We start from the raw sequence: 12,071 nt of genomic DNA on the forward strand, positions 1-12,071 counted from the left end.
TAACAATAGAATAAATGGCAACAACTTCTGATATCAGAAAAGGTTTATGTATTATTTTTAATAATGATACGTATAAAATTATCGAATTTTTACACGTAAAACCAGGTAAAGGTCCTGCTTTCGTTCGTACAAAATTAAAATCATTAACTAATGGAAAAGTATTAGACAATACATTTTCTGCTGGTCATAAAATTGAAGAAGTTCGTGTAGAAACACGTAACTACCAATATTTATATGAAGATGATAATGGTTTCCACTTCATGAATAATGATGATTTCTCTCAAGTTTATTTAAACAAAGATTTAATTGATAATTCACAATTTATGAAAGCTGGTGACGAAGTAAAAATCTTGTTCCGTGCATCTGATGAAACAGCTTTAGCAGCTGAGTTACCAACTACAGTTGTAATGGAAATTACATACACAGAGCCAGGTCTTAAAGGTGATACAGCTACAAATGCTACAAAACCTGCAACGACAGAAACTGGTGCTGAAATCCGTGTTCCTTTATTCATCAACGAAGGTGATAAAGTGAAAATCAACACAGAAGACGGTTCTTATGTAGAACGTATTAAAGAATAATAAATTCTCAATAATTATAAAGAAAAGTAGCTAATTTTAGCTACTTTTTTTATTAGTTAAAATCAAGATTAACTCAATTTAAGTTATCGGATCGTGTTTGGAAGTACTCAAAACAGTTTGAAACAAATATTATTGATTCCTTAGAAATAGCTTTAAAAAATGGAGATATTATGAGAAAGCTTTTGATTATTTTTTTTTGTTGTTTTTAGTTTAAGTTTATTTGCTCAAGAGTTGATTGATACTAATGAAGATGGAATTCCTGATATTGAAGATCATTGTCAAACTGTAAAAGGTCCAAAAGAAAATAATGGATGTCAGTGGTAAGAAGTCATTTGTAAATTTCCTTTATCATTAATTTTTAATTTTGAACAAATACATTTAGCAAATCATCATTTAAAGATGTTAGATGAAATAATAAAATTGAGTAAAACGAATAAAATTGATAAATTAGTTATTATTAGTACTCAAAGGAAAAATAGTAAAAAAGGTTTATCAGAAAATAGAGCTATTGAAGTCAAGAAATATTTAAAGAAAAATTATTTTAATACGAATAAGTATGAGATAGTTTTAAAAGAAGAAAATGAAGATAAAATATTTTTTAAAGTTGAAGAGAAACCAAACTAATGATTTCTCTTCTAATATTTTTATTTCAAACTACTGAAGTATCCTCTCAAAATTGCCTCGTTAGCAGAATTTCTCGTATCAATTTCTAAAATCTTCGGACGATTACTTTCTGCGTAAAAATTAGTGAACGTATTTTCTAAATCAGTTAAATTTGAAACAACGTTATATTCAAAATCATACATTTTAGCCAAATGTTCTGCTGTAAAATGATGTTTGGTTTCGAAATAATCTTCAACAACATCTGTTTTAGAAGGGCCAGGAATAAATTTGAAAATATTTCCGCCTCCATTATTAATCAAAATAATTCTAAAATTATTCGGCATATTCACATTCCACAACGCATTCGAATCATAGAAAAACGAAATATCTCCCGTAATCATCACCGTACTTTGTTCAGAAGCGATGCAAGCACCAATCGCTGTAGACGTAGAACCATCAATTCCACTTGTTCCGCGATTACAGAAAACAGGATTCGAATTGTTATGATCAAACAATAATCCGTAACGAATAACTGTCGAATTTCCGTACTGAATTTGCCAATTTTCAGGATAATTTCTGATAATAGAATCAAATGCTTTCAAATCACAAAATGGAATCATATTGATGTAATTTTTGTGTTTGATATTATTCGCTTCTCGTATCGAATTCCATGTGTTGTAATATTCTGATTCTTTTGGATTAACAAACGGAACAAATTGTTCTAAAAACAATTCAGGTTTCGTCTCAATTTTATCTGTTAATGCTTGGAAAGTGTCTGGTTGCCAATATTCATCTAAATGCCAATGTTGCGTTGGTTTTTGATCGCGTAAGAATTTTTTAATCTTTTTGGAAACGACATTTTGCCCAATTGTCAATAAAACATCAGGTTTCAACGCTTCTAATTCTTCTTCCGAATAAGGGAAAATAACTTGATCTATTTTATTGAAAAATCGTTCATCATGAATATTTGACGTCACTTCTGTCAACACAACAACCGAATCATCTTGGGCTAATTGTTTTACAAAATGATCAAATTCGGCATCAGGATGATGTAATCCGACCAAAATCATTTTACGCGTCGAAGCATTCCAGCGTTTCATAAAATCAATCACATCAATTTCAGGATAATCTTTTGCAGTAATTGTAATTGTATCAACTTCAATATCTGGTGTTGTTACAGACTCGTACAAAGGTTCAGAAAAAGGCATATTGATATGAATTGGCGCAGATTTGTGCATACAATCAATCAATGCATATTTCGTCAACAACATATTTCGCGTTAAATCATCTGTATCTTCACTTTCGGAAAGTTGAACATTATGAACAGAATGTTGCTCGAATAAATTATTTTGACGAATAGTTTGTCCATCAAAATTATCAACTAAATGTTCGGGACGATCGGCAGATAGTACAATTACAGGAACATTTTGAAAAAAAGCTTCCGTAATTGCTGGATAATAATTTGCCGTTGCCGAACCAGAAGTACAACAAACCACAACAGGTTTCTGAATTTGCTGAGCCATTCCCAAAGCTACAAATCCAGCCGAACGCTCGTCGATTACACTATAAGTTTTGAAACGTTTGTCATTCGCAAATTGCATCGTTAATGCTCCGTTTCGAGATCCTGGCGATAATACGATATGTTCAATTCCGAAAGCCAAAAAAGTTTCGGCAATCAATTGAACATTTAATTTATTTGATATTTTTCTCAACGTAGTTGTCTTAAATTATAAAAGGTTTTGATTAGCAAATTTACTAAACAAAACCTTTCAAAAAGTATGATATTTTTAAGAATTAAGTATGTAAACCTCCGTCTACACTCAAAACTTGCCCTGTTACATAACTTGATAAATCTGAAGCTAAGAATAAACATGCATTTGCAACGTCTTCAGGCTGTCCTCCACGTTTTAATGGAATTCCATTGCGCCATTCTTCAACCACTTTTTGATCTAAAACTTCTGTCATTTCAGTTTCGATAAAACCTGGTGCAATTGCATTACAACGAATGTTACGAGAACCTAATTCTAACGCAACAGATTTAGAGAAACCAATTAAACCAGCTTTAGATGCAGCATAATTTGCTTGTCCCGCATTTCCCTTGATTCCAACGATAGAAGACATATTCACGATAGATCCAGAACGTTGTTTCATCATCGGTTTGATCACTGCTTTTGTTAAGTTGAAAGCCGAATTTAAGTTTGTTTGAATTACTTTTTCGAAATCTTCTGCAGACATTCTCATCAACAAATTATCTTTTGTAATTCCAGCATTATTAATTACAATATCAACTTGACCAAACTCAGCAATTACATCTTCTACTAATTTTTGAGCAGCTTCGTAATCAGAAGCATCAGATTGATATCCTTTTACTTTACCGAATTGTCCCAATTCTTCTTCCAAAGCTTTAGCTTTTTCTACAGAAGAAGCATAAGTAAAGGCAACGTTAGCGCCATTTTTTACAAAAACTTCAGCAATACTTTTTCCAATACCGCGAGTTGCGCCTGTAACGATTGCTGTTTTACCTTGCAATAAATTCATGTTTATAGGTATTTTATATTGCTTCAAAAATACGATTTTTTACGAGAGTTAAAAATGTTAAAATTTACTTTATCAATTTTCTTTAACAATTTGTGGTATTATAATTGAAAACATTGATTCTTATAACCAATAAAAAAATAAAAACATGAAGAATTTATTGAAATTTTTGGCGGTAACATTTTTCGCCTTATTTGTATTTACGGCTTGTAGCGATGATGATGATCCAGCAAACAATGATTTCTTTGCAGGAACTTATAAAGGAAAAATAAGTTATGTTGATGGAAATAATACTCTTTCTGCTGATAATGGAAGTGTATTTGTAACTAAAATTGCAAGTGGAACAAAGTATAATTTTGCTTTTTCTGATAAAATTCCAGATTTGAACGGTGTTGAGTTTGAGAAGAAAGGTGACAATACTTTGGTAAGTGTTGGAGCAGATGAATTATCTTACATTAGAATTGATAATTCAAAATTAACTATTCTTTATACAAAAGATGGTAAAACTTGGACTGCGAATGCAACAAGATAATTTTTAGGAATAACAATAGAAAAGACGTTCAGTTGTGAGCGTCTTTTTTTTACAATATTTTGAGCTGAAAATAGTTAAATATAAAATGATGTTTTATGAGAACGATTGTATGTTTTGCTTCAGTATTAATGGTGATATTTTCTTGTAATAATGAAGATGATAGCCAGAATACTATTTACAAAGAAAAATATGAAAAACGATTTATTATTTTTCAAGATTCTTTAGGAGGAATTGTACAAGATAGTGGAGTAGTGCAAGTTTCTCAATCTAAGAATTTATATAAATTTGATTTTATCACAACTCAAAAAATTGATCCGATAGAAAATATCCAGATGGAAATGACAGGAAGCAATTCGTTAAGAAACGTGGGGTGGACACCAACAAAACTGATTATGCTTTCTAGAGATAGTATCAATATTTCTTACAAAGAAGGAAAACGATATTGGTTAGTCAATTCGATTAGTAAAAATTAAACATAAAAAATCCACTCAATATTGAGTGGATTTTTTATGTATGATTTAAAATTTCAGATTATAATCCGAAAGCTGTTTTAATTTGATCTACGAAGTCTAATTTTTCCCAAGTGAATAATTCAACTTCAACTTCAACAACATCTTGTCCATTAGCTGATTCAAAACGTTTTGAAACCGTTTTTGGTTCTCTACCTAAGTGTCCGTAAGATGCAGTTTCTTTGTAAATAGGGTTTCTTAATTTTAATCTTTGTTCGATAGCGAAAGGCTTCATATCAAAGATTTCAGAAACTTTTGTAGAAATTTCTCCTTCTGATAACTCAACTTTTTGAGTTCCGAAAGTATTTACTAATAAAGAAACTGGAGCAGCAACACCAATTGCATAAGAAACTTGTACTAAAACTTCGTCAGCAACACCAGCTGCAACCAAGTTTTTTGCAATATGACGCGCAGCATAAGCAGCAGAACGGTCAACTTTTGATGGATCTTTTCCTGAGAACGCACCACCACCGTGAGCACCTTTACCACCGTAAGTATCTACAATAATTTTACGACCAGTTAAACCTGTATCTCCGTGAGGTCCTCCAATAACGAATTTTCCAGTAGGATTGATATGATAAGTAATACTATCTGTAAATAAATCGCGTAAATGAACAGGTAACTGCGCTTTTACACGTGGAATTAAAATACTTACTAAGTCATTTGTAATTTTATCTCTCATGGCTTCTTCGTTTGCGAAGTCATCATGTTGAGTAGAAATTACAATAGTATCGATACGAACAGGTTTGTTGTCATTATCATATTCAATTGTTACTTGAGATTTAGCATCAGGACGTAAATATGGTAACAAATCTTTTTCGTATTTACGGATATGCGCTAATTCTTTCAATAATCTGTGCGATAAATCTAACGCCAAAGGCATATAGTTTTCAGTTTCGTTTGTAGCATAACCAAACATCATTCCTTGGTCACCAGCACCTTGCTCTTCGTCAGATTGTTTGTCTACACCTTGGTTAATATCTGGAGATTGTTCGTGAATTGCAGATAAAATTCCACAAGAACTTGCATCAAACATATATTCACTTTTCGTGTAACCAATTTCAGCAATTGTTTCTCTTGCTACACGTTGTAAATCAATGCAAGAATTAGATTTTACTTCACCTGCTAAAACAACTTGTCCAGTTGTTACTAAAGTTTCACAAGCTACTTTACTTTTTGCATCAAATGCTAAAAAGTGGTCAAGAATTGAATCAGAAATTTGATCGGCAATTTTATCTGGATGCCCCTCAGAAACTGATTCTGACGTAAATAAATATGACATTTCTATACTTTTTTTAATGATAGAGGGAAGGAGAAAACTGAAGTCCTGTTTTAGCAATTGTTTTATGAGGTTGCAATCAGTCAAATCATTCCTCTCGATTTTTCGAGCTCAAATATACAATGAATAATATGAATAATGAAAAATATTTAACATTTATTAGTATATAAAAATTATAGAGTTTAACTTTTTATCTTTTTTAGAATAGAACAAAAAACGGTGTGTTTTAATAAATTATAAATATATTTTCTGTAAATGATTAATTTTTTTAATCTATATAGATAATTATTCAAAATAATATTGTTACTTTAGAAAAAAATTAATTGAAATGAAATTTGACACTCTCGATCAACAGCTGCTAATGTATCTACAAGAAAACAGTAAAATTACCTATAAAGAATTATCTGATAAGTTAAATTTATCGTCAACTGCAATTCATGAAAGAATCAAGAAATTAGAAAAATCAGGAATTATTTCTAAATATGTTGCGCTTGTAAATAGAAGATTAATTAACAGAGAACTTTTGGTATTTAGTCATATTAAGTTACAACAACATTCTACTGATAACATCAAGATTTTTGAGAACGAAATTGTGAATTTAAAAGAAGTTCAGGCGAGTTATCATGTAAGTGGTGATTACGATTACATTATCAAAATGTCTTTCGAAAATATGGACGAATACAGAGATTTTATGGTAAATAAACTAACAACAATAAAGGTAATTGGTAGTACTCACAGTACTTTTGTGATTGGTGACGTAAAAGATGATACCGCTTTCCAATTGGTATAAAAATATAAGAATGGTTCTGATAGATTAGAACTTTTTTTGATTGAATAAGTAAAAATAGAGAAGACATGAGCAAGGAAATAGCAGTTTTAGGAGCTGGTTGTTTTTGGTGTGTGGAAGGAATTTTTAATTCGATAAATGGAGTAGAACAAGCTATCTCTGGATTTGCAGGAGGTAATGTAGAAAATCCTACTTATCGTCAGGTTTGTGATACAGATACAAATCACGCGGAAGTTGTTGAAGTTACTTTTGACAATGAAATGATTTCGTACAAAGAATTATTAGAAATTTTTTGGAATATTCATAATCCAACACAGTTAAATAGACAAGGAAACGATGTCGGTACACAATATCGTTCGAGTATTTTTTACACATCAGAAGAACAAAAAAAACAAGCAGAAGAATCGTTAAAAGAGTTTGATAACGGAACTTTGTATGAAGATAAATTCGTTACAACAATAGAGCCTTTAGATAAATTTTGGCCAGCTGAAGATTATCACCAGGATTATTACAATGAAAATCCAGATCAGCCATATTGTTCGGCAGTTGTTGGACCAAAAATTGCAAAATTTAAATCTAAATTCAAACAGATTTTAAAATAAGAAAAGCGACCAATTGGTCGCTTTCATTTTATTTTCCTTTTTTGCGTGCTTTCGCTTTTTGCTTTTGCTGACCACGGTTTTTAGGTTTAGATTTTGGTGGTTTACGTTTCGTAGGACCTCCTAAATTCACCTTTTTATTTTTATCTTTTTTCTCGTGAAATGCTGCACCACGTTCTTCAATTTTTACAGTTGTAAGCTGTTTCATTTTTACAACATCTTTCTCGAACTCACGTTTTACAGGATTAATTTTTACGTCCTCTTCAGGGAAAGGAATCTCTTCAATCTCTTTATCCATCAAGGCTTCGATATCATCTAAACGTTCAATTTCTTTTTCAGAAAAATAAGAAATCGCTTCTCCTTTTTTATCCGCACGTCCTGTACGCCCAATTCGGTGAATATATTGTTCCGGAACATCTGGAATTTCGAAATTGATAACATGCGTAACATCTGGAATATCCAAACCACGAGCCATAATATCTGTCGTTATAATTCCTCGGTATTCATCTCTAGTAAAGGCTTCCATTGTTCTCAAACGATAATTTTGAGATTTGTTAGAATGAATTACTCCAAATTCATCTGGATAAATTTCATCTAAATGATTGAAAATTAAATCAGCATGTTTTTTATTATTTGAGAAAATTAAAACTTTCTCAAATTTTGCTTTGTCTTCTAATTGATGAACAATTAAATTCAATTTTGTATTGAAATTCTCAACTGGAATAGCCAATTGAGTGATTTTTTCTAATGGTGTTCCCGAACGAGCCAATGAAATTTCAATAGGATTTTTGAAATATTCGTGTAACATATCATCTACTTGATCTGTCATCGTAGCAGAAAATAAAATGTTTTGACGTTTTTCGCTCATCATTGTAAATAAATGAATCAGTTGCGGACGAAAACCTAAACTCAACATTTCGTCAAATTCGTCAACCACTAATTTCTTCATTTCTTTGAATGATAATACATTGTCTATCGCCAAATCTAAAACACGACCTGGTGTTCCAACCAAAATATCAACGCCTTCATACACCAATAATTTTTGAGTATTGATGTTTACACCACCATAAATTCCTAAAACACGAACATTGATAAACTCCGTTAATTGCTCTAAAATATCGGTAACCTGAACAACTAATTCGCGCGTCGGAACCAAAATAACAATCTTTGGTTGATTCGTTTTAGAGTATTGATAAGTATTCAATAAAGGTAATAAGTAAGCCATTGTTTTACCTGTACCTGTTTGGGCAATTCCCATTATATCTCGTCCAGAAAGAATCGGTTTGAATGATTTTTCTTGAATTGGAGTTGGGGTTGTGATATTCAACTTTTCTAAAGCCGAACTCAATTGTTTTGTTAATTCGAAATCCGCGAATGTAGCTTTCATTTTGCAAAGATAAGTTTTCTTGATGACTTCTTAAAAACTCAATGTGCAATCCGTTCAAATTCGTTGAAACTTCGTACTTTTGCATTTCGATTAAGTAAAAAGGAATAAAATGAGTTTAAAACAATACATCACGCAGAATGTTTTAGAAGCGATTCAAAACGTTTATCAAATTTACCCTGAATCTGTTGAAATTCAGTTCACAAGGAAAGAGTTTGAAGGTGATTATACATTAGTTGTTTTCCCATTAATCAGAACTTTGAAAGGTAAACCAGAAGAAATCGGTACTAAAATCGGTGAAAATTTGGTTGAAAATAATAAAATTACAGCGTTTAATGTTGTAAAAGGTTTCTTGAATATGAGTTTAAACTCAGTAGAATTTTTAGAAAATTTTACTCAAAATGCTCAAAATTCAACTTTTGGAATTACGAAAGTTGATGAAAATTCTAGAACGGTAATGGTAGAATATTCATCGCCAAATACAAACAAACCTTTGCATTTAGGACATGTTCGTAATAATTTGTTAGGATTTTCGGTTTCTCAAATTATTGAAGCAGCAGGAAATAATGTGATTAAAACACAAATTATTAATGATCGTGGGATTCACATTTGTAAATCGATGATTGCTTGGGAAAAATTTGGAAATGGTGAAACGCCAGAATCTGCAAATATGAAAGGCGATCATTTGGTTGGAAAATATTATGTGGAATTTGACAAACATTATCGTCAAGAAATCAAAGAATTAGAAGCGCAAGGAAAATCGGAAGACGAAGCGAAAAAAGAAGCTCTAATTTTCTTAGAAGCACAAGAAATGCTGCGTCAATGGGAAGCACAAGAACCAAAAGTTATTGAGCTTTGGCAAAAAATGAACGGTTGGGTGTATGATGGTTTTGCAAAAACGTACAAACGTCTTGGTGTTGCTTTTGACGAATATTTATACGAATCAAATACCTATATTTTAGGAAAAGATATTGTTGAAGAAGGTTTAAACAAAGGTGTTTTTTACAAAAGAGAAGATGGTTCTGTTTGGATTGATTTGACTGCAGAAGGTTTGGATGAAAAATTAGTTTTACGTTCGGACGGTACTTCAGTTTATATCACGCAAGATTTGGGAACTGCAGTAGAGCGTTTCAAAAATAATCCGACGTTAGAAGAATTGACGTATGTTGTAGGAAATGAGCAAGATTATCACTTCAAAGTTTTATTCTTAATCTTGAAAAAATTAGGTTATTCTTGGGCTGATGCTTTACATCACTTGTCTTACGGAATGGTTGATTTACCAAACGGAAAAATGAAATCTCGTGAAGGAACAGTTGTAGATGCAGATGATTTGATGCAAGAAGTTTACAATACTGCAAAAGAGATTTCTGAAGAATTAGGTAAATTAGACGGAATGTCTGATGATGAGAAAGCTGAATTGTACGAAACAATTGCAATGGGAGCTTTGAAATATTACATTTTGAAAGTAGATCCTAAGAAACGTATTTTATTCGATCCGAAAGAATCTGTAGATTTTAATGGAAATACAGGACCATTTATTCAATATACTTTTGCACGTATTCAGTCTTTATTGAGAAAAGAATCTCCAAAAGAATTTGATGCAAATGTAATAGAATTGAATGATGCTGAAAAAGAAATTGTTCGTGCACTATACGATTTCGAAGATACAATAGAAAAAGCGGCGACAGAAATGAGCCCAGCTTTGATTGCTAATTACGTATATGAGTTGGTGAAATTATTTAATTCATTCTACCAAAACAATCCAATCTTGAAAAATGAAGATGAAAATGTGAAAAACTTCCGTTTATATCTGTCTCAATGGGTTGCAAATACGATTCAGAATTCGTTACGTTTATTAGGAATTGGTGTTCCTGAAAGAATGTAATCGACTTATAAAAAAAATAAAATGCCTCATCAATTTGGTGAGGTATTTTTTTAACTTTACAATATGAAAATAGGAGATTTACTGAAACAAAAAGATCCTCACGATAAATTTAATTTGAAACGATTTCACGATGCGCAAAGTTTTGTGTACGATGAAATTTTGATGGAAGTTCATGCAGGAAAAAAGCAAACGAATTGGATTGTTTTTATGTTTCCTCAATTAGTTGGATTAGGTTCGAGTGATTCGTCATTAGAGTTTGCAATTTCATCGAAAGAAGAGGCTAGAGCTTTTGTAAAAGATGAAGAACTTTGGGGAAATTATTTAGAAGTTTTATCTGTATTATTAATGAAACATAAAGGCGTAATTCCGCAATTAATTTTCGGAAAAAATGATGCAATGAAACTGAAATCAAGTTTGACATTATTCAACTTTATAGTTCCAAAAGAAAAAATTATCAAAGATGTTTTGAAGTTTTTTTATGCAGATCAAGTCGATAAAAAAACATTAAGTATATTGAAACAAATGAATAAATAAAAAAATCTCGAGCATTTGCTCGAGATTTTTTTGTGAGATTATTTTTTTACAATAACTTTTGTTGAGGTAACTTCATCATCAGATTGAATATTAACTATATAATTTCCATTATTTAAATCAAAATTAATATCTTGAGAAGAGCTTAAAGATTTTACTAAACTTCCGGAGAAATTATAGACATTGATTTTAGTATTTGTGTTTTTTAAGTTTGAAATAAAAATCTTTCCATTAGAACTTATAACTTTTACAGAATTTTTTGTTGATAAGTTTTTTGTTGATAGAGTAGAGGTTGTTCCTAGCTTTCCGTCATAAACTTCTACTTTATATATATTTAAAGCTTGATCACCTCCTAAATAAATAGTTCCTGCACCTCCCTTATATTCAATGTAATCGGTTGGAATATTGTCATTACCATTTACATCAACTTTACTAATAACTTCTTTTCCATCTGTTATATATAATGTTCTCGTTCCAGAAGAGCTTCCTGATTTAAACCAAACTTTTATTTTAACTGGTTCTGTGACAGAAAAGAATAAATATCTTTTTGGATATCCAATGCAAACTCCTAATGAATAATATATCTGCTGTAATTATCTAAAATTTGCTTAAATAATATCATAACCATCCAATAATCTTTAAATAAATATAATCAGTCTCCCACATTTGATGAACGAAATTGTTTTTATCTTTAAATTCATTTGCGGCTGAAACCAAAATATGATTGGGAGCTGAAATTAAATCTCGTTTTCTCAATATCCGATTAATACTCGATTCTGAAATATAAATTCCTAGTTTATCGGTCATTTTATAAGCTAATTCTCTCTGTAATCTTCCCTAAAAACC

At 31.0% G+C, this 12,071-nt stretch carries 13 protein-coding genes; 8 read left to right on the forward strand and 5 right to left on the reverse strand.

Annotation, left to right across the window (positions count from 1 at the left end; all coding sequences use genetic code 11):
* Positions 1–14: 14 nt before the first annotated feature.
* The gene (gene efp / locus B4G36_RS08200; protein WP_038336113.1) at positions 15–581 is read left to right on the forward strand and encodes an elongation factor P; all 567 of its coding nucleotides are present in this window, start codon (positions 15–17) and stop codon (positions 579–581) included.
* 399 nt (positions 582–980) lie between these two features.
* Positions 981–1,205, forward strand: coding sequence for a hypothetical protein (locus B4G36_RS08205; protein ID WP_291063281.1), 225 nt, complete (start codon positions 981–983; stop codon positions 1,203–1,205).
* 20 nt (positions 1,206–1,225) lie between these two features.
* Here the strand turns inward: B4G36_RS08205 and menD are convergent, their stop codons facing one another.
* Entirely contained in the window at positions 1,226–2,896 is a 1,671-nt protein-coding gene (gene menD, locus B4G36_RS08210; protein WP_291063283.1) for a 2-succinyl-5-enolpyruvyl-6-hydroxy-3-cyclohexene-1-carboxylic-acid synthase, read from the reverse strand.
* Between the two features lie 82 nt (positions 2,897–2,978).
* Positions 2,979–3,722: a 3-oxoacyl-[acyl-carrier-protein] reductase gene (fabG, locus tag B4G36_RS08215; RefSeq protein ID WP_038336119.1), complete on the reverse strand. Its 744-nt coding sequence runs from the start codon at positions 3,720–3,722 to the stop codon at positions 2,979–2,981.
* 145 nt (positions 3,723–3,867) lie between these two features.
* Here fabG and B4G36_RS08220 point away from each other — a divergent pair, with 145 nt between their 5' ends.
* Both B4G36_RS08220 and B4G36_RS08225 read left to right on the forward strand, forming a co-directional pair.
* Complete coding sequence (locus B4G36_RS08220; RefSeq protein ID WP_291063285.1) at positions 3,868–4,251, forward strand: hypothetical protein; 384 nt, start codon at positions 3,868–3,870, stop codon at positions 4,249–4,251.
* Positions 4,252–4,346: 95 nt separating this feature from the next.
* On the forward strand, positions 4,347–4,724 hold the full coding sequence (locus tag B4G36_RS08225) for a hypothetical protein (protein WP_291063287.1): 378 nt from the start codon (positions 4,347–4,349) through the stop codon (positions 4,722–4,724).
* Between the two features lie 58 nt (positions 4,725–4,782).
* Here B4G36_RS08225 and metK read toward each other — a convergent pair whose 3' ends face one another.
* Positions 4,783–6,042 carry a methionine adenosyltransferase gene (gene metK, locus B4G36_RS08230; RefSeq protein ID WP_291063289.1) on the reverse strand — a complete coding sequence of 420 codons (1,260 nt, stop codon included), beginning with the start codon at positions 6,040–6,042 and terminating at the stop codon, positions 4,783–4,785.
* A 325-nt stretch (positions 6,043–6,367) separates the two neighbouring features.
* On the opposite strand from metK, the gene B4G36_RS08235 reads away from it, so the two are divergent.
* On the forward strand, positions 6,368–6,829 hold the full coding sequence (locus tag B4G36_RS08235) for an Lrp/AsnC family transcriptional regulator (protein WP_291063291.1): 462 nt from the start codon (positions 6,368–6,370) through the stop codon (positions 6,827–6,829).
* A gap of 65 nt (positions 6,830–6,894) precedes the next feature.
* Entirely contained in the window at positions 6,895–7,428 is a 534-nt protein-coding gene (msrA, locus tag B4G36_RS08240) for a peptide-methionine (S)-S-oxide reductase MsrA (protein WP_291063293.1), read from the forward strand.
* 28 nt (positions 7,429–7,456) lie between these two features.
* Here the strand turns inward: msrA and B4G36_RS08245 are convergent, their stop codons facing one another.
* Positions 7,457–8,812: a DEAD/DEAH box helicase gene (locus tag B4G36_RS08245; protein ID WP_291063295.1), complete on the reverse strand. Its 1,356-nt coding sequence runs from the start codon at positions 8,810–8,812 to the stop codon at positions 7,457–7,459.
* Between the two features lie 109 nt (positions 8,813–8,921).
* Between B4G36_RS08245 and argS the strand changes: the two genes are divergently transcribed.
* Both argS and B4G36_RS08255 read left to right on the forward strand, forming a co-directional pair.
* Complete coding sequence (argS, locus tag B4G36_RS08250) at positions 8,922–10,694, forward strand: arginine--tRNA ligase (RefSeq protein WP_291063297.1); 1,773 nt, start codon at positions 8,922–8,924, stop codon at positions 10,692–10,694.
* Between the two features lie 63 nt (positions 10,695–10,757).
* Positions 10,758–11,228, forward strand: a complete 471-nt coding sequence (locus B4G36_RS08255; protein WP_291048060.1) for a DUF1810 family protein — start codon at positions 10,758–10,760, stop codon at positions 11,226–11,228.
* A 38-nt stretch (positions 11,229–11,266) separates the two neighbouring features.
* Here the strand turns inward: B4G36_RS08255 and B4G36_RS14015 are convergent, their stop codons facing one another.
* Positions 11,267–11,809 (reverse strand): T9SS type A sorting domain-containing protein, encoded by a 543-nt coding sequence (locus B4G36_RS14015; protein ID WP_407933558.1) that lies wholly within the window; start codon positions 11,807–11,809, stop codon positions 11,267–11,269.
* Between the last annotated feature and the right edge of the window lie 262 nt (positions 11,810–12,071).

It is taken from the genome of Empedobacter sp. UBA3239 (genome assembly GCF_002362875.1).
In the GTDB taxonomy this organism is placed as follows: Bacteria; Bacteroidota; Bacteroidia; order Flavobacteriales; family Weeksellaceae; genus Empedobacter; species Empedobacter falsenii_B.